At 58.5% G+C, this 16,779-nt stretch carries 18 protein-coding genes; 12 read left to right on the top strand and 6 right to left on the bottom strand.

The window, feature by feature from the left end; all coding sequences use genetic code 11:
* Window positions 1–78: 78 nt before the first annotated feature.
* The 5 genes from KQI82_RS03750 to KQI82_RS03730 all read right to left on the bottom strand — a co-directional run bounded on the left by KQI82_RS03750 (window position 79) and on the right by KQI82_RS03730 (window position 4,805).
* A complete protein-coding gene (locus KQI82_RS03750; RefSeq protein ID WP_216558933.1) occupies window positions 79–1,164 on the bottom strand; it encodes a DHHW family protein in 1,086 nt (361 codons plus the stop codon).
* A gap of 12 nt (window positions 1,165–1,176) precedes the next feature.
* Entirely contained in the window at window positions 1,177–2,460 is a 1,284-nt protein-coding gene (locus KQI82_RS03745; protein ID WP_216558931.1) for an MBOAT family O-acyltransferase, read from the bottom strand.
* Window positions 2,461–2,527: 67 nt separating this feature from the next.
* Window positions 2,528–3,334 (bottom strand): hypothetical protein, encoded by an 807-nt coding sequence (locus KQI82_RS03740; protein WP_216558928.1) that lies wholly within the window; start codon window positions 3,332–3,334, stop codon window positions 2,528–2,530.
* Window positions 3,335–3,450: 116 nt separating this feature from the next.
* Window positions 3,451–4,353, bottom strand: coding sequence for an SPFH domain-containing protein (locus tag KQI82_RS03735; protein ID WP_216558923.1), 903 nt, complete (start codon window positions 4,351–4,353; stop codon window positions 3,451–3,453).
* Window positions 4,350–4,805 carry an NfeD family protein gene (locus KQI82_RS03730; RefSeq protein WP_241426604.1) on the bottom strand — a complete coding sequence of 152 codons (456 nt, stop codon included), beginning with the start codon at window positions 4,803–4,805 and terminating at the stop codon, window positions 4,350–4,352. The genes KQI82_RS03735 and KQI82_RS03730 overlap by 4 nt, the downstream gene beginning before the upstream one ends.
* A 309-nt stretch (window positions 4,806–5,114) precedes the next feature.
* Between KQI82_RS03730 and KQI82_RS03725 the strand changes: the two genes are divergently transcribed.
* The 4 genes from KQI82_RS03725 (at window position 5,115) to groL (ending at window position 9,397) form a co-directional block, all read left to right on the top strand.
* Window positions 5,115–6,227: a THUMP domain-containing class I SAM-dependent RNA methyltransferase gene (locus KQI82_RS03725; protein ID WP_216633612.1), complete on the top strand. Its 1,113-nt coding sequence runs from the start codon at window positions 5,115–5,117 to the stop codon at window positions 6,225–6,227.
* A 66-nt stretch (window positions 6,228–6,293) separates the two neighbouring features.
* Window positions 6,294–7,220 (top strand): diacylglycerol/lipid kinase family protein, encoded by a 927-nt coding sequence (locus tag KQI82_RS03720; protein WP_216558920.1) that lies wholly within the window; start codon window positions 6,294–6,296, stop codon window positions 7,218–7,220.
* A 160-nt stretch (window positions 7,221–7,380) separates the two neighbouring features.
* Window positions 7,381–7,665, top strand: coding sequence for a co-chaperone GroES (locus KQI82_RS03715; RefSeq protein ID WP_187332476.1), 285 nt, complete (start codon window positions 7,381–7,383; stop codon window positions 7,663–7,665).
* Between the two features lie 100 nt (window positions 7,666–7,765).
* Window positions 7,766–9,397: a chaperonin GroEL gene (groL, locus tag KQI82_RS03710; RefSeq protein ID WP_216558917.1), complete on the top strand. Its 1,632-nt coding sequence runs from the start codon at window positions 7,766–7,768 to the stop codon at window positions 9,395–9,397.
* A gap of 337 nt (window positions 9,398–9,734) precedes the next feature.
* Here groL and KQI82_RS03705 read toward each other — a convergent pair whose 3' ends face one another.
* The gene (locus tag KQI82_RS03705) at window positions 9,735–9,917 is read right to left on the bottom strand and encodes a hypothetical protein (protein WP_216558915.1); all 183 of its coding nucleotides are present in this window, start codon (window positions 9,915–9,917) and stop codon (window positions 9,735–9,737) included.
* A 123-nt stretch (window positions 9,918–10,040) separates the two neighbouring features.
* On the opposite strand from KQI82_RS03705, the gene KQI82_RS03700 reads away from it, so the two are divergent.
* From KQI82_RS03700 to KQI82_RS03665, 8 genes are all read left to right on the top strand, one after another.
* Window positions 10,041–10,541, top strand: coding sequence for an SLOG family protein (locus KQI82_RS03700; protein ID WP_216558912.1), 501 nt, complete (start codon window positions 10,041–10,043; stop codon window positions 10,539–10,541).
* Window positions 10,542–10,728: 187 nt separating this feature from the next.
* Entirely contained in the window at window positions 10,729–11,208 is a 480-nt protein-coding gene (locus tag KQI82_RS03695) for a MarR family winged helix-turn-helix transcriptional regulator (protein ID WP_216558909.1), read from the top strand.
* Between the two features lie 208 nt (window positions 11,209–11,416).
* Window positions 11,417–13,177, top strand: coding sequence for an FAD-dependent oxidoreductase (locus KQI82_RS03690; RefSeq protein WP_216558906.1), 1,761 nt, complete (start codon window positions 11,417–11,419; stop codon window positions 13,175–13,177).
* An 11-nt stretch (window positions 13,178–13,188) separates the two neighbouring features.
* Complete coding sequence (locus KQI82_RS03685) at window positions 13,189–13,500, top strand: 2Fe-2S iron-sulfur cluster-binding protein (protein ID WP_216558903.1); 312 nt, start codon at window positions 13,189–13,191, stop codon at window positions 13,498–13,500.
* Between the two features lie 19 nt (window positions 13,501–13,519).
* The gene (locus KQI82_RS03680; RefSeq protein WP_216558900.1) at window positions 13,520–14,830 is read left to right on the top strand and encodes a divalent metal cation transporter; all 1,311 of its coding nucleotides are present in this window, start codon (window positions 13,520–13,522) and stop codon (window positions 14,828–14,830) included.
* Window positions 14,830–15,078, top strand: coding sequence for a hypothetical protein (locus tag KQI82_RS03675; RefSeq protein WP_216558897.1), 249 nt, complete (start codon window positions 14,830–14,832; stop codon window positions 15,076–15,078). Before KQI82_RS03680 ends, KQI82_RS03675 begins: the two co-directional genes overlap by 1 nt.
* Complete coding sequence (locus tag KQI82_RS03670; protein WP_216558894.1) at window positions 15,047–15,763, top strand: L-2-amino-thiazoline-4-carboxylic acid hydrolase; 717 nt, start codon at window positions 15,047–15,049, stop codon at window positions 15,761–15,763. Before KQI82_RS03675 ends, KQI82_RS03670 begins: the two co-directional genes overlap by 32 nt.
* A 29-nt stretch (window positions 15,764–15,792) precedes the next feature.
* The gene (locus tag KQI82_RS03665) at window positions 15,793–16,686 is read left to right on the top strand and encodes a DMT family transporter (RefSeq protein WP_216558891.1); all 894 of its coding nucleotides are present in this window, start codon (window positions 15,793–15,795) and stop codon (window positions 16,684–16,686) included.
* Window positions 16,687–16,779 lie beyond the last annotated feature (93 nt).

Below are 16,779 nucleotides of genomic sequence, written 5' to 3'. Positions count from 1 at the left end.
ACTCCCATCTCATTGGATTCCGGTCTTTCCGACTGGTTCTTCTGTATTGTACCGGTCTTTTCCCACCCTGTCAAGCGCTTACTTCAAAATCCTCCCGGCATTGAGAACCTGCACGGAAAAGAGCATCAGCACATCATCCGCCGCCGCCATGTCCACGTACTGGGGCAGCAGCTCCGGGGCAATGTAGCGCAGGTCCACCAGAGTCACCTTGCTGTATCCCTCCAACAGCAGCGGCGCAATGGAACTGCCGAAGGAGTCCCGAAAGAGCACCAGCTCCCGCTCCTCCTCCGCCAATGGGTTCTCCACCGTCACCACCGCCTGGGGCCCGCCCAAAAAGATGTTGTAGCCGTCCAGGGATTCCTCCCACTGGTTCAGGGTGTAAAGCGGCATCGTGCCCGCCTCCTCCGCACTGGTGACCACCGCATGCTCCGTCAAGGGACTGGTGAGATAAGTCAGCGTCTCCGGCTTTGCCGGGAGGCCGGAGGCGCCGAAGTAGGCTCCCATAAACCCATCTATCTCATGGGCCGTGTAGTGCTTCCGATCCGGCCCCTCCAGGCCAAAGCTCTTAAGAAGAGCGGCCGCGGCCGGGAAGAGGCGTTCCTGCCGCCAATGGGTGTCTGTGGCATAGTAGTCCTCCAGGCTCAGCACCTCGAAGAGGTCCACATACTCCCCCCAATCGCCTAATGATTCCAACATCCGCTCCGCCAGCCGTTCGTAGTCCAGTCCCGGACGGCCCTCCCCGGCGTAGTATCCCTTGTCGGGAATCACCGCCCAGCGGAGGTTGGTTCCTTTCAAAAAGTCCTCATATACACCGGCCAGACGGTCCGCGGCATATCCCACCTGCTTTTCATCCAGGGGATATTCCATCTTGCAGATCACATTTCCTGCCTGATAATAGCCTCCGTTATCCAGCCGCCCCATCACCTTGGTGGAAAACCAGCCCTTTGCCGTCCGCAGCTCCCGGCGCAGGATCATCTGGTCGGCAAAATACGTTTCAAGATCCTCTCCATAATCCCTGCTCCAGGAAAATTCCGGGAGGGTCTGGAGTTTGCGCCGCTCCTCCCGGGAGCTCTCCTGATCCGGCAGCAAAAGCCCCGCAAGGGAAAAGACAAGGACCATCAGCCCCAAAAGAGACGCGGTCAGAATTTGTTTCAGCTTGTCCATCTCTTCTCCTCCCTACAGTGTAAACCAAGCCCCCGGGACGCCTTCGGCCAAAAAGCCTGTCACCAGCGCCAGCAGCGCGGCGGCGGCGATCGGCTCCGCCAGAGCCATCCACTTTTGTCCGGAGATCCTTTGATGGATGCGCCCCGGCACAGGCGTGGCGCCCAGGGCGGCCGCGATCAGCAGCACGGCGGCGCTTCTCAATTGGTAAAAGCCTTCCTCACCGGTCAGGGGTATGCCGCCCCAGCCCACCAGAGCGCCCAAGTCCCCAAGCGCTCCCGCAGGGCCGTTCCCCATCAGCACCACGGAGCCCACCGCGCACAGCGCGATCACCCAGATTCTGCCCAGCGGACCGTGAAGCGCTCCCAAGCGCTTTTCCGCCATCAGGGCCGCGCACCAAAGCACGCCCCAGAGAAGCCCGTTCCATCCCGGCTGGAGCCACAGCCCCAACAGGATCACCGCGGCCTCTCCGGGCAGCACGCCGCGCAGCAGGCCGTTCACAGACATCATCCACCGGTCCTGGAATTCCAGCGGGGAGGAGGCTGTCAGAGGATAGCGGAAGTTTTCCGGCATCCGAAGCCCAAAGAGCTGCCCAAGCCCGGAAGAAATATCCGCCCAGCCGGAGAGAAAATGGTAGCTCCCCAGCGTCACCGCTCCGGCATATAACCAAGCGTGAAGCACGCTGGCCTCTCCTGATGCGTGAAAGGCAATCTCCCACAGCGGCCCGGCCAAAATCACCTGCTTTCCCAAACCGCACACCGCTTTTCTGGCCCCGCCGGCGGCCGTTTCCCAGGAGCGGAGCGGCGCCTCACCGGGCAGACGCGCCACCACGCCCCCCGCCAGAGCCGGGAAAAAGCTGGTCAGGGCCGCAAAGGAAAGAATGCTCTCCACCGGTTCTGCCCGACCCCGGAACACGTCTGCTTCCGCCCCGATCAGTGCCAGCGTGTAGACGGAGAGCCCTATCGGCGCGCTCCACTGGGGCGGCGGCGCGTTCAGCGCCTGTGCAAAAAAGCCGCCATAGCGCAGGGCCAGCAGCGCAAGGAGATGGGCGGCGGCAAAACACGTTAGCAGCGCCCTCCCCTTTGCCGTGCCTCTATTTTGACGGAGCGCAACGCACCCCCTCCATCCCAAAAGGATGTTTACCAACAGCAGGAGCAGGGAGGACGGGCCGCCAAAGGCGCAAAACAAAGCGTTGGCCCCGGCCAGCACGGCGCCGCGCCACCGCCTGGGGGTCAGATAAGAGGCAAGCAGTGTCAGGGGTAAAAAGGCGTACAGGAAAATGAGAGACGAAAGCTGCATACCGGTCGGTTCCTTTCACTCAGAAAAAACAGCCCCTCCCAAGGAAGAGGCTGCTTTCATATGGTTCTTACAGGGCGTCGAAGTTGGCGGCAATGGCGTCAGCCGTAGCCGTGTCGGACATCACCAGCAGCACCAGGTTCCCGCTGGTCTTGACAATGGTCTTTTCCGCCTCCACGCAAATCCACTTACGGGGATCTGCGTTGTCCTTCACCTGTTTGGCGATTCCCTCCGCGTCGGAGCCGTCCGGCAGCCGCATCAGCACCACGGAGTGGGCAATGGAGCCGATCATGGCGTCGGCGCTGACCGCTGTGGCGCCCCTGGGCTGGTCGATGAAGAGCATGTAGGGGAAGCTGTCGCCGGCCAGCTCGCTGATGCTGTAATTGGGGGTCTCCACTCCATCCAGAATGGTGCCCATCAGGTCGCTGAGGCTCTCTTCAGAAGAGGAGGAGCTGCCGGAGGACGATGAGCCGGAGGAAGCGCCGCCATCGGGCTTGGACGCGCTGCCAGAGGAAGAACTGCCGCCGGAGGGCTTAGAGCTGCTGCTTCCTCCGCCGGAGGGCTTGGAGGTGTTACCGCCGGAGGGCTTGGAGGCCGGTGGATTCACCGGCTTTGCATCTCCGGCAGGGTCCGTGGCCGGGGAATTGTCCACATCTCCCGCATCCTCACCGGCTGGAAGGTTCTCCGGCGCATCGGAGGAATCGCTCCCTCCATCCTCCACATCGATTACGCCGCCGGAGACCGGCAGGTCGCTGGACGAGGAGGACCCCTCGCCGGAGGAGGAGCCGGAAGATCCGGAGGAGCTGTTGTCGCTGCCGCAGGCGGCCAGAGAGAGCATCAGGCTCAGGCTCAGCAGCAGGGCAAAGAGTTTTTTCATGTCGTTGATTTCCTTTCTTTCTTGTTACTGCTCCCTTAGACGCAACGAATGGAAAAAAGTTTCCTCAAAAAGCGGCAGGCGGGTCTCCCCGCCTGCCGTGCAGAAGCCGGTCTTCTTTACTTGTCGGATTCCATGAGAGCCTTGGCGGAGGCGGCAAGCCCTGCCAGGCCCTGAATCTCAGAGGGGATGATGATCTTGGTGGCCTGCCCGTCCGCCACCTTCTGGAATGCCTCCAGGGCCTTAATCTTGATGACCTGGTCGTTGGGATTCGCCTCGTTCATCAGTTTGATGGAAGCGGCCAGAGCCTCCTGTACCAGTTTGATGGCCTGGGCCTCGCCGTCGGCCTTCATAATGGCGGCCTGCTTGGCGGCGTCGGCCCGCAAAATGGCGGACTCCTTCTCACCTTCGGCCACAAGGATCTGGCTGGCCTTCTGGCCCTCGGCCTGGAGGATGGATTCACGGCGCTCGCGCTCCGCCTTCATCTGCTTCTCCATGGCGTTCTGGATCTCCTTGGGCGGGATGATGTTCTTCAGCTCCACCCGGTTGACCTTGATGCCCCAGGGGTCGGTGGCCTCGTCCAAAATGGCGCGCATCCGGGAGTTGATGATGTCGCGGCTTGTCAGGGACTGATCCAGCTCCATGTCGCCGATGATGTTTCGCAGCGTGGTGGCCGTCAGGTTCTCAATGGCGTTCATGGGATGCTCCACGCCGTACGTATAAAGCTTGGGATCGGTGATCTGGAAATAGATCACCGTGTCGATCTGCATGGTGACGTTGTCCTTGGTGATCACAGGCTGGGGCGCGAAGTCCGCCACCTGCTCCTTCAGGGATACCTTCTTTGCAATGCGCATAATAAAGGGGACCTTAAAATGCATACCCACGTTCCACACGCTGTGGAAAGCGCCCAGGCGCTCCACCACATACGCCCGGGACTGCTGCACAATATGGATGTTGGTGATGATGAGCAGCACGATCAGCAGTACCAGCACCAATACGGGAATCCAGCCCAAACCATTCATTTGACTACCTCCAATTTTTCACTTAATTTTACGAAGAGCCGGACGCCCTCCATTTTCACAATCTGAACCTGCTCGCCGGCGGGGATCACTGTGCCGTCCACGCTGCGGGCGGTCCAGGTCTTGCCGTCCACATAGACGGCGCCGGTTGCGTTGTCGTTGTTGATCTCCTCTGTTACCTTGCCATGCTCGCCGATGACCCGGTCCAGATTGGTGGGCACGGCTTTGCCGCGGGCGTATTTTTTCACCAGCGGCCGGGTCACCGCCAGCGCTATGGCGGAGACCGCCACAAAGAGGATAATCTGTACAAGTTCACTGGCTCCGGCGATGGCCGCGATCAGCGCCGCCAGGGACCCGGCCACAAACCAAATGGAGACCAGCCCTGCCGTCACCGCTTCCACCACCGCGAATACCACGATGGCGATGAGCCAGACGATCGTCATTACAGGGATCATGTGTTTCTCCTTTCTTTTAACACTTTTGCCTATAGACGCAGTATACCATATCTTTTGTTTCATTTCCACCGGATTCTTTTTAAGAAATTGTTATCATTTTCCCGCTTCTTCAATTTGCACTTTCCCCTCCCTTTTGTTATACTGTTTCTGGAAATTACTCCGGATGCTGTTCCATGCATATTCAACAGCCGTTTCAATTTGAATGCGCCGCGCCGGCTGAACGCGCGGCGGCATATCAGAGACACTCCATACGCCGCTGGTGGAGTCTTATTTTTTCTGCACAGCGGCAGAATGGAGCATTTTATGACAATGACGCTGACCGTCCCCTGCCTCTTCGGCCTGGAGAGTCTGGTGGCCGACGAGATGAAACGCCTAAGCCTTCGGGAGGTCCGTGCGGAAAACGGCCGGGTTCACTGCCTGGGCTCGGAGGCCGACATTCCCCGGCTGAACCTGAACCTGCGCTGCGGCGCCCGGGTGCTGATGGAGCTTGGCTCCTTCCCCGCCGCCACCTTTGACCAGCTTTTTGAGGGCGTCCGCGCCCTGCCCTGGGAGGACTACATCCCCCGGGATGGCGAGTTCCCCGTCAAGGGCTACACTCTGAACTCCATCCTCCACTCAGTTCCGGCCTGCCAGGCCATTGTGAAGAAGGCCTCCGCCAAACGGCTGGGGCAGTCTTACGGCGTGGAGACGCTGCCGGAGACCGGCAGCCGCTACCAGATTCAGTTCTCCATCATCAAGGACGTGGCCACGCTGTATCTGGACACCTCCGGAGACGGTCTTTACAAGCGGGGCTATCGGGCCCGGAACATGGGCGCGCCGCTGCGGGAGACGCTGGCCGCCGCCCTGGTGACGCTGTCCCGCTACCGGAGCCGCGACCCCTTCTGCGACCCCTTCTGCGGCTCCGGCACCATTCCCATCGAGGCCGCCCTCATTGCCAAAAACAGGGCGCCGGGCCTGGACCGCAGCTTTTCCGCCCAGCGGTGGAAAACCCTGCCCTCCCGTCTCTGGACCGACGCGGCCCAGGAGGCCATGGACCGGGAGTTCCACGGCGCCTATGACATCTGGGGCGGCGATATCGACCCGGCGGCGGTGGAGCTTGCCCGGCACAACGCGGAGCTTGCCGGGGTGGACGACTGCGTCCGCTTTGAGGTGGCCGACGCCGCCGCGTTCCGCCGTGACAGCGAGTACGGCCAGCTGGTCACCAATCCCCCCTATGGCGAGCGGCTCATGGAGCGCTCGGAAGCGGAAGCCCTTTACAGGATGTTTGGCAAGGCGCTGCTGACCCTGCCTCCCAAGTGGCGGGTGGTGGTGCTCTCCTCCCACACGGAGTTTGAGCGTTCCTTCGGCCGTCCGGCGTTGAAAAAGCGCAAGCTATACAACGGGATGATCAAGTGTGACGCCTTCTTCTACGGGGGAAAATAACTACCATATGTAATTTCTGGTCGAATTTTTACGAACCGTATTGGATTTTGACCGGAAGGAGGACCTATGAAGCACATCTTTATCATCAACCCCAGCGCCGGTAAGCGCAGCCAGGCCAGCCGCATTCTGGCCATGGCGGAGAAGCTGCGTCAAAAGCACGGCCTGGACTGCGCCTGTATGCTGACCCAAAGCCCCGGCCATGCCACGGAGCTGGCCCGCAAGGCGGCGGAGAGCGGGGAACCCATCCGCCTTTACGCCTGCGGCGGCGACGGCACCATCTTTGAAGTGGCCAATGGCGCCGCCGGCTTTGAGCATGTGGCCGTAACCTGTATCCCCGTGGGCACGGGAAACGATTTTTTGAAAAACTTCGGCGCTGACATGCCCCGCTTTGCCGATGCTGAAAACCTGTGGGACGGCGACGTCTTCCCCCTGGACCTCATCGAGTGCAACGGCAGGTACTGCACCACCATCGCCTGCTCCGGCATCGACGCCCGGGTGGCGGAGGATGTGCATACATACGGCGACCATCCGCTGCTCAGCGGCCGGGGCAGCTACCTTGCCTCCGTGGCCGTCAACTTTCTCTTCAAGGGCATCGGCCAGCGCTGGACCGTCACCGTGGACGGGGAGGAGGTGACCGACGAGTTCGCCCTGGTGGCTACCTGCAACGGCCGGTACTACGGCGGCGGCTCCACGCCCGTGCCCGAGGCCCGGATGGACGACGGCGTGCTGGAGACCATCCTGGTCAAAAAAGTGAGCCGCCCCACCTTTGCCCGATTTTTCCGCCCCTACTCCGACGGTCAGTACGCCCGCTTCCCTGACCTGGCCCGGGTGGTCCGGGCCAAAGAGGTCCGCATCCACTCCGACGCCGGGGAGATCGTCACCTGCCTGGACGGCGAATGCTTCCGCTCCCACGACGTGACGGTGCGCCTGGCCGGCAAGCGGCTCAACTTTTTTGGCCCCAGGGGCTGCGACTGCAACAAAACCGCCCGCTGACAGGTCTATTCACAAATTCTTTACAGAATTTCTCCCGCTACCCCCTTTACAAATGGAAAACAATGTACTATGATAGCAGCGTTAGCACTCAGGAGGCAAGAGTGCTAACGCTGGTTCCGTTCATTCAAAAATTATATAATACAATAAGGAGGCAATTTTCATGAAACTCACCCCGCTTGCAGACCGCGTCATTTTGAAGATGGTAGAGGCCGAGGAGACCACCAAGGGCGGCATTATCCTCACCGGCTCCGCCAAGGAGAAGCCTTCCGTTGCCGAGGTCATTTCCGTGGGCCCCGGCGGCGTGGTGGACGGCAAGACCATCACCATGACCGTCAAGGCCGGAGATAAGGTCATCACCGATAAGTACGCCGGCACCAAGGTCACCCTGGAGGACGTGGAGTACGTGGTGGTTCGTCAGGGCGACATCCTGGCCATCGTGGAATAATCCGCTGTTGTCATCCAGAGTCCGCCGGGACGCTCTTTCGGGTTCGGCGGCAAAGCAGAGATCAAAAAAACAAACTCTTCTATTTTGGAGGTAATAAATTATGTCTAAGCTGATTAAGCGCGGTGAGGATGCCCGCAAGGCGCTGGAGACCGGCGTCAACACCCTTGCCGATACCGTAAAGGTCACCCTGGGCCCCAAGGGCCGCAACGTGGTCCTGGGCAAGAAGTTCGGCTCTCCCCTGATCACCAACGACGGCGTCACCATCGCCAAGGAGATCGAGCTGGAGGATCCGTTTGAGAACATGGGCGCCCAGCTGGTGAAGGAAGTTTCCACCAAGACCAACGATGTGGCCGGCGACGGCACCACCACCGCCACGCTGCTGGCCCAGGCCATGATTCACGAGGGCCTGAAGAACCTGGCCGCCGGCGCCAACCCCATTGTGCTGAAAAAGGGCATGTCCAAGGCTGTTGAGGCCGCAGTGGCCGAGGTCAAGAATCTGGCCAAGACCGTGGACGGCACCAAGGACATCGCCCGCGTGGGCGCCGTCTCCTCCGGCGACGACGAGATCGGCAAGCTGATCGCAGAGGCCATGGAGAAGGTCAGCGCCGACGGCGTCATCACCATCGAGGAGTCCAAGACCGCCGAGACCTACAGCGAGGTCGTGGAAGGCATGCAGTTCGACCGCGGCTATATCACCCCCTATATGGTCACCGACACCGAGAAGATGGAGGCCAACTTAGACGACGCCTATATTCTGATCACCGATAAGAAGATCTCCGTCATCGCCGACATCCTGCCCATCCTGGAGCAGCTGGTCCAGGCCGGCAAGAAGCTGCTGATCATCGCCGAGGATGTGGAGGGCGAGGCCCTCAGCACCCTGATTGTCAACCGTCTGCGCGGCACGCTGAATGTGGTGTGCGTCAAGGCCCCCGGCTTCGGCGACCGCCGTCAGGAGATGCTGCAGGATATCGCCACCCTCACTGGCGGCACCGTCATCAGCGAGAAGGTGGGCCTGGAGCTGAAGGAAGCCACTGTTGACATGCTGGGCCGCGCCCGTCAGGTCAAGGTCACCAAGGAGACCACCACCATTGTGGACGGCTCCGGCGACTCCCAGGCCATTAAGGACCGCGTGGGCCAGATCCGCAGCCAGATCTCCGTCACCACCTCCGACTACGACCGTGAGAAGCTCCAGGAGCGCCTGGCCAAGCTGGCCGGCGGCGTGGCCGTCATCAAGGTCGGCGCAGCCACCGAGACTGAGATGAAGGAGAAGAAGCTCCGCATCGAGGATGCGCTGAACGCCACCCGCGCCGCTGTGGAAGAGGGCGTGGTTGCCGGCGGCGGCACCATCTTTGTCAACGTCATCTCCGCCGTGGAAGCCCTGCTGAACAGCGTAGAGGGCGATGAGAAGACCGGCGTGCGCCTGATCGCCAAGGCTCTGGAGGCCCCCATCCGTCAGATCGCCGCCAATGCCGGCCTGGACGGCTCCGTCATCCTCGAGAAGGTCCGCGAGTCCGGCAAGAAGGGCTACGGCTTCGACGCCTATAAGGAAGAGTATTGCGACATGGTCGCCAGCGGCATCATCGATCCCGCCAAGGTGGCCCGCTGCGCTCTTGAGAACGCCGCTTCCGTCTCCGCCATGGTCCTGACCACCGAGTCTCTTGTGGCCGACAAGCCCGAGCCTCCCGCACCCGCCGCGGCTCCCGGCATGGGCGACATGGGCGGGATGTATTAAGAGACCGCTACCAATCAGCAAGCCCTTGATTGATAAAAACACCGCTGTCCGCAATTGCGGACAGCGGTGTTTTTTTGATTCGCCGATACAAAAAAACTGCCATGTGCAATGTACTTGCCATGGCGGTCCTACTTGAATTCAACAATATCGTTGGGAGTACAGCCGATGATCCCGCGGAGTTCCTCCAGCGTAACCATCGTGATGTTCTTTCCCTTTTTCAGTGGTTCAGGCGTCTTGTTGTCAATCCCGCTTTGAGCAGCTGGTATTGCGATATCTGCACCCCCGCCATGGTCTCCCACATTGGTTTGCAGTCAAACACCGCAATCACCCCTCCAAATTATTTCTCAAGCTCTATCTTGCCATGCTCTGCCTCGTATTCTGCAATAAATTTTAGCATTAACTGGATGATCTGGGCATTTGCGGAGCGGCCATGAAAGCCGCAGGCATAACGGAACTTTGCAAGAATATCGCCATCAACCCGCAGGCCAAAATGTTTCTCATTGACCTTCTTATTTTCCATAGTAGAACCTCCAAAACAGAGTTGCCATGACTCTATTTTAGACTTTTGTGTTGTTCCCAAACCAAAACAGAGTTATTATAGAGTTATAATAACTCTGTAAGTTGAGGTGAGGAGGCAATACGCATGGATAAGAGAAGTGTGACATGCTGTTTCACCGGACACCGGGACATTCCAAGAGATCAGTTTAAAACGATAACTGTCAGAACAGAACTCACAATCAGAAAATTGATAATCGTCTCGGGTGTGCAGTACTTTGGCGTCGGCGGCGCGCTTGGCTTTGACACGCTTGCTGCCCAGATATTATTCCGCCTGCGGGAAACCGATTTCCCGTATATTAAAGTGATCCTTGTATACCCATTCGAAGATTTTACAAGTCGCTGGACGGACGATCAAAAAGATACCTATGCGAGGATGCTGAGTAAATACGATAAGTGCGTCTGTATCTCTCCTGTGTCTTCCAAGGAGGCTTATCTGGCCCGGGACAGGCGCCTTGTGGATGAATCGTCCCACTGCGTCGCATACTGCACAAGGAATACCGGAGGAACGGCTTATACCCTCCGGTATGCAGCCAATAAAGGCGGCGTCAGCATCCATAATGTGGCATCAGATGGTGCATTTTGTTGAGGCATTGTGCTTGTTGCCTCACCCAAGTTTCAAGTGTCTTGTGCTGCTATTTGGAGGCTGTGAGCACAAGGTACAGGCTGTTTACAGAATATTCAGGCCGATGTCCGGGGGTGACATCCCTTGCATTTTCCAATTACATACGATAGAATGATCTCACACCATCACTACTTAATTTGAGGATTTCAATATGTCTGACAACCGCTTAGAGTTTGATGAGGTCATCCTGCGCATCTGCAGCTATACCAACATCGACAACCGCAATCACCGGGAATATATCCCCGGTGTGCGCCTGCTGCCGCGGGAAATGCACACACTGGAGAAAATCATCTGCCATCCCGGGATCAACACCACAAAGCTGGCCCAGATCACGGGCATCCCGAAGGGTACCATCTCCAAAATGACAAGGGATTTTGAAGTTCGGGGGCTGATCGACTGCTTTAAAGACGAGTCCAACCGCAAGGAGGTCTACTACCGGGGCACAGAGACCGGCTTGGAGGTATTCGAGGCCCACATCGAGTTTCACCGGGTCATCGGCCGGGAGTTTTACTCCTACTTTGACGCGCTTTCTGACTCTTCCAAAGAAGCTGTTTTGGATGTGCTCCACCGCTATGCCGACTATATGGAGGATCTTTGCAGTCAGCATGTCCAGTCCCTTGACTCCCTCTGATTTCATACGAAAGAGTCCGTTTTCCGATCCAAGGGCGGGCTCTTTTTTATGCAGTCTGTTTTTGTTTAAATTGTCTATAACTTTCCGAAATTTCCAGAAGGTATATAGAAATATTCAACAGACAGTTGACTTTTCTTTAAAATAGGAGTATTTTTGTTTTGTTGGAAACAAAACAAAAAGCTGGATGGAACGATCAGGAGGAACGAATATGCTTGAAAAATGCGCTCCATTTGATGTCATTGTCATCGGAAGCGGCGGCGGCGGTCTGCGCGCGGCAATCAGCGCCGCAGAGGGCGGCGCAAACACGTTGATTGTGGCCAAGGGAAAGATCAACCGCAGCGGCTCCACGCTGCTGGCAGGAGCAAACCTGAGCGCGGACATCGCCTGCGACGGCCGCAGCCTCCACGAGATGGGGCTGAGTGACTGGAACCAGGACGATTCAAAAGAGAAGTTTTTTGCGGACGTCTGCCATGAGGGCTTTTACTTGGGCAACCAGAAGCTGATCCGCAAATTTGTGGACGGCGCGCCGGACCGGATCCGCGAGCTGATGGGCTGGGGCATGGAGGTCCTGGGCACTGAGGGCGAGCGGGGCATCTCCGTGTTCGGCTCCGCAATCCTGGACTCCCTGTTCCGGCGGGTAAAAGAGTTGGGCATCTCCTATGTGGAAAGCCACCTTTTCACCGACCTTGTGGTGGAGGACGGAGTGGTAAAGGGCTGCACCTGTGTGGACCTGCTCACCGGCGAGATCAAGTACTTCCCCGCCAAGGCGGTGGTCATCGCCACCGGCGGCAGCCACGGCATCTTTCGGAACAACAGCGGTCCCACCGACTGCTGCGGCGAAGGCCCGGCGGCGGCTCTGCGGGCGGGTGCCGAGCTCATCGACATGGAGATGATCTCCTTCTGCCCCTCGGTCATTCTTCACCCAGTGATGTATAAGGGCAACATTCTTCCCTACATCATGAACACCACCGGCTATGGTACATATGTCAACAAATTCGGCAAGCCCTTTACCCAGCGCCACCTGACCGCGGAGGTGGAAGCTCTGGCCCTTGACACCGAGTGGAACAAGATGCTGCTTTCCTATGCGCTGCAAAAGGAGATCAATTCCCAGCGCTGCAACCGCTTTGGCGGCGTCTATTACACCCTTCCCCTCTCCCCGGAGGAGCTGAAGGAGGAACTCTATCACGATCTCCCCAACCTGTCCAAGGGCATGTACCATGACATTATGGAGATTTTCCTGAACAACCGCTGCGTGACCTGCGCCCCGTTTGCCCACTATTTCGAGGGCGGCATCCGCATCGACGAGGAGATGGGGACAAAACTGCCCGGCCTCTTTGCAGCGGGCGAATGCACCGGCGGCATGTTCGGCGCCAACCGGGTTTCCGCCGCCACCACAGAGATGCTGATCGAGGGGAACATCGCCGGCGCCTCCGCCGCCTCCTATGCGGGGAAGGCCGCCGTGGACACTGCGTCTGACAAGCTGCTTGCCCGGATGGAGGAGGAACTGCTCCGCCCCTTCACGAAGGACAGCGGCGTAAGCCCGGTGGAGCTGCGTCAGGCGCTGCACGACGCCACCGCCGCCTCCCTGACGGTCCTGCGCAACGGCAAGTCTCTTGAAAAGGGCCTTCAGGATGTGCTGAGCCTGCAGAAGGAGCTGACCGGCGTATCCCTGGCCACCAAGGAACGCAGATATAATAAGGAGTGGCTGGAATACCTGCAGCTGCGAAACGGACTCATCACTGCCGCGGCCACCCTTACGGCGGCCTCCATGCGGAAGGAAAGCCGGGGCGTCCATGTGCGGGAGGACTATTTCTACACGGACAATGAGAACTATCTCAAAAACCTGGTGGTCAAAAACTGCGCGCTGGACACCGAATGGGTGGCACCGGTCCACACCGACATCCATCCGGAGCCGGTCCGCAAGGACTACATCCCCTATGTGGAAGACGTAATCGCAAAGCTGAGTTAAGGAGGCCGGAAATGAGAGAAATTGAAGTCAAAATCTTACGGGGGGCCGAAACAGGAAATGGCCGGTATCAGACCTACACAGTGACGGTGGAGGATGACGCGGCGGTTTCTGTCATGAATCTCCTGGAGGAAATATACAATAATCAGGACCACTCCCTCGCATTCTTCTCCCACGCGGCCTGCCGTCAGGCCGCATGCGGCAAATGCATGGTAAAGGTGAATGGCGCGGTGAAGCTGGCCTGCAAGGAAAGGGTGAGTGCCGACCAAATTACATTGGAACCCTATTCGAAAAAAGTGATCCGAGACTTAATATGTGAAGCGTGATAATTCAGGGAGGGAAATTATGAGTGAACAGGTAAATCTCAATGAGATTCAAGACCTTGAACGTCTTAATCAAGCACCTGCCTTAACCCGGTGGCGGGGATTCAGCAAATATACCGGGCCCGCATTCCTGGAGGCCGTCACCACCCTTGGCGCCGGTTCCTTTGCGTCCGTCGCAGCCATGGGCGCGGCCTATGGCTATGAGATGTTGTGGATCCCCTTCTACTCCTATCTGCTTGGTATGTTCATGCTGACGCTGGGCACCAAGTTTGCTGTCCACAGCAGGCTGGACGTTATCACTGCCCAGAACAAGTATCAAAATAAGCTGATCGGCTCCGCCGTCACAGGACTGATCGCATGCTATCTGGGATACGTGACCTTTACCTTCGGACAGTATGCCCTGGGTACGGACGCGTTGGAGAATATGTTCGCTCTGGTGAACATCAACTTCCCCAGATCTGTGAACTGGATCGTGATCTTTATCCTCTCCTTCCCCTTCGCCTGGATGTACGGCAAGAACGACAAGGCGGTCCGCTTTGTGGAGAATTTCTGCAAAATCCTGATCGCCGTCATGCTGGTCGTGTTCGTGGCCGTCATTTTTGTGACCGGCGTGGACTGGGGTGCATTGCTGCACGGCCTGCTGATCCCCACGCTGCCCAGCGGAATCGAGGGTATCTCCACTGGCATCGCCGCGCTGATCTCCGTGGTGGCTGTGGGCGACTGGTGTCAATACCACTATGCCATGAAGCAGCGCAACTTCACCCCCACCCATGAAAAGCTTGCTCACTTTGACCTGGTGGTGGGCGGCCTGGTTCCCGTAACGCTGGTCCTCACCTTCGTGGGCGTGGCGTTCGCCGTGACCTTCAGCGGCGGCTCCTTCCCCGACGACACCTACGCCCTGGCCAATGCCCTGGTAGGCGCCATCCCCAGCCTGGCCATCCAGATCGGCTTCTACATCGGCATTCTGGCCATCACCGTGTCCACCATGATCGGCATGAGCACCATCGCTGCCCAGTCCCTGTGCCGCGCCTTTGGAAAGCCCCTGGACCCCCACTCCAAGCTGTGGAAATTCGGCCTGATCAGTACGCAGATCGGCTTTTTGGGCGCTTACATCGGCAAGCCCATGTGGGCGGTCATCCTGGTGGCAGGCCTCCAGTCCTGCTTCTCCTGGGTCAGCGGTTCTTCCTGGTTCCTGCTGGCAAACGACCGCAAGTTCCTTGGCAAGCATGTGGTGAAGAACTACCTCTACAACATCGGCGTTTTGATCAGCGTTGTTGTTCTCAACCTCACCTTTGTCACCTTTGTTTTAACTAAGTTAGGAGTGTGGGCATAATGGCGAAAAAAATGTCGGCCTTCCTGGAATCCAAAGTGGGTTCCCTTCGTGTGCGCTCTGTTTTGACGCTGCTTCTGTGCGCGGTGAACTTTGCCCTGGCGTACGGCATCTGCCTCTACTATCTGATGGGCGGTGGACCGGCGCTTATGATCATCAGCCTGATCCTGACCATCGCCCTGGTTCTGGTTCTGGCATTCCCGAATTTGGAGGTGCAGGATGACGCAAAAGCAACCGATCTTGTTGACTGAGACCCACCACGGCGGAATCCTGGTGGCATTCTATAAGGTTCTGATGGACTTTTGCGGCCGGGAGCGGGGATACGACCTCTTCATGACCGCCGGGCGTACCTACGGCGCCCGGCGCGGCCGGAGAATGGCCATGCGGGCCATGCGGGACGGCAATCCTCTGGACCTCACGTCCTACTTTGCCTATGGCGAGCTGCTCTGCAACGACGAGGGCTTAAATGACGAGGGGACCTATGAGGCCATTCCCGGCACGGTCCACGAGCATCAGACCGACTGCTGGTGGGCCCGGGAGTTCCGGGCCATGGACTGTGAGCAGTGCGGTGTGGATTACTGCAAGGAAATCGACGGCGCCGTGGTCCGCGGCTTCAATCCCACCATGGGGTTTGAACGCACGCAGAACATGCACCTCAACTCCTCCTGTGACTTCTACTTCCACAGTCCGGAAGTGAAGAGCGATTTCATGAGCACCTATGAAACCCGGCTGAAGCCCGGCCAGTGCGTAAAGCGGGAGATGGCCTACCACTGCGCGGACGTCTATCAGATGTACTGCCACGTCATCACCCAGGTGCTGCCGAATGACGCCGCCGGACTCATTGAACAGGTTCGCGCCATACTGTCCGAACGCTACGGCAAAGACTTTTTGCCTGTGCTGGACTCCTACAGCGGAACCGACTTTGAACAGATTTAACGCTCCGTAAAGCGTGGAGGGACTTTCTCGTGAAAAAGCAGATGCAGGGCATGATCTATGTCATGCTGGCCGCTGTCCTCTTCGGCGTCATGCCGCTGTGGGCGGTAAACGTGTATGACAACGGGGGAAATCCTGTCTTTCTCTCCTTCTGCCGGTTTGCGCTCAGCCTGCCGCTCCTGTACATACTGGACCGGAAGCTCTGCCCGCACCATGAGCGGACCGCGCCGGACAGGAAATTTTTCCTGGTCTGCATCACCTATGTTCTGACCCCCTCCCTCCTGTTCATCTCCTACACCAAAATTGCAAGCGGGCTGGCCACGACGGTGCATTTTATCTATCCCGCCATCGTGCTGCTGCTCTGCCGGGCCATGTTCCGGCAGAGCATCCGGCCCGTGAAGTACTTCTGCTGTTTTTTGTGCATCGCGGGCGTCGCCCTCTTCTGTACGGTGGGTGAGCAGGTGGACGGTCTGGGGCTCTTCCTTGCGTTGCTCTCCGCCATCACCTACGCCGGATATGTAGCCTATCTGCCGGTCAGCCGTGTGCAGGAGACCCTGGCCCCCTTCCAGCTGACGCTGCGGCTGAACCTTGGCGGCGTGGTGGTTTTGGCCATCCTCAACACCCTGATGGGCACGTGGGCGTTCAATCTCACCTTGCAGGGCTGGCTTTACACCCTTTTGCTCAGCTGGGGAACCGCCGTGGGCGCCACCATGCTGTTCCAGCGGGGCGTGCAGCTGTGCGGCGCGCAAAACGCCGCCATTTTCAGCGTATTGGAGCCTCTCACCAGTGTGGTGTGCGGGATTTTGTTCCTACGCGAGTCCTGCAGCGTGCAGATCATCTTGGGGATTATCCTGATTCTTGCGGCTGTGTTTCTCCTCTCCGTCTGTGATTTTCGCGGAAAGCAGCGGGAGGATGCGCCGGCCTGACACGGAAGCGATCCATCCCATCGTACCGCTTCTTTTCCGCCAGTGGGCAATTTGCCGCCCGCGCGGAATACAAGCGTCCTTTTGACAGAAGAT

The organism is Dysosmobacter acutus (assembly GCF_018919205.1).
Classification (GTDB): Bacteria; Bacillota; Clostridia; order Oscillospirales; family Oscillospiraceae; genus Oscillibacter; species Oscillibacter acutus.
Note: the sequence above shows the minus strand (reverse complement) of the source record. Positions and strands in the feature narration are given on the sequence as shown.

Excerpts from the sequence above, each read along its gene's own strand:
- KQI82_RS03750 (WP_216558933.1), bottom strand. The coding sequence starts at position 1,164 with ATGGACAAGCTGAAACAAATTCTGACCGCGTCTCTTTTGGGGCTGATG.
- KQI82_RS03745 (WP_216558931.1), bottom strand. The coding sequence starts at position 2,460 with ATGCAGCTTTCGTCTCTCATTTTCCTGTACGCCTTTTTACCCCTGACA.
- KQI82_RS03740 (WP_216558928.1), bottom strand. The coding sequence starts at position 3,334 with ATGAAAAAACTCTTTGCCCTGCTGCTGAGCCTGAGCCTGATGCTCTCT.
- KQI82_RS03735 (WP_216558923.1), bottom strand. The coding sequence starts at position 4,353 with ATGAATGGTTTGGGCTGGATTCCCGTATTGGTGCTGGTACTGCTGATC.
- KQI82_RS03730 (WP_241426604.1), bottom strand. The coding sequence starts at position 4,805 with ATGATCCCTGTAATGACGATCGTCTGGCTCATCGCCATCGTGGTATTC.
- KQI82_RS03725 (WP_216633612.1), top strand. The coding sequence starts at position 5,115 with ATGACGCTGACCGTCCCCTGCCTCTTCGGCCTGGAGAGTCTGGTGGCC.
- KQI82_RS03720 (WP_216558920.1), top strand. The coding sequence starts at position 6,294 with ATGAAGCACATCTTTATCATCAACCCCAGCGCCGGTAAGCGCAGCCAG.
- KQI82_RS03715 (WP_187332476.1), top strand. The coding sequence starts at position 7,381 with ATGAAACTCACCCCGCTTGCAGACCGCGTCATTTTGAAGATGGTAGAG.
- groL (WP_216558917.1), top strand. The coding sequence starts at position 7,766 with ATGTCTAAGCTGATTAAGCGCGGTGAGGATGCCCGCAAGGCGCTGGAG.
- KQI82_RS03705 (WP_216558915.1), bottom strand. The coding sequence starts at position 9,917 with ATGGAAAATAAGAAGGTCAATGAGAAACATTTTGGCCTGCGGGTTGAT.
- KQI82_RS03700 (WP_216558912.1), top strand. The coding sequence starts at position 10,041 with ATGGATAAGAGAAGTGTGACATGCTGTTTCACCGGACACCGGGACATT.
- KQI82_RS03695 (WP_216558909.1), top strand. The coding sequence starts at position 10,729 with ATGTCTGACAACCGCTTAGAGTTTGATGAGGTCATCCTGCGCATCTGC.
- KQI82_RS03690 (WP_216558906.1), top strand. The coding sequence starts at position 11,417 with ATGCTTGAAAAATGCGCTCCATTTGATGTCATTGTCATCGGAAGCGGC.
- KQI82_RS03685 (WP_216558903.1), top strand. The coding sequence starts at position 13,189 with ATGAGAGAAATTGAAGTCAAAATCTTACGGGGGGCCGAAACAGGAAAT.
- KQI82_RS03680 (WP_216558900.1), top strand. The coding sequence starts at position 13,520 with ATGAGTGAACAGGTAAATCTCAATGAGATTCAAGACCTTGAACGTCTT.
- KQI82_RS03675 (WP_216558897.1), top strand. The coding sequence starts at position 14,830 with ATGGCGAAAAAAATGTCGGCCTTCCTGGAATCCAAAGTGGGTTCCCTT.
- KQI82_RS03670 (WP_216558894.1), top strand. The coding sequence starts at position 15,047 with ATGACGCAAAAGCAACCGATCTTGTTGACTGAGACCCACCACGGCGGA.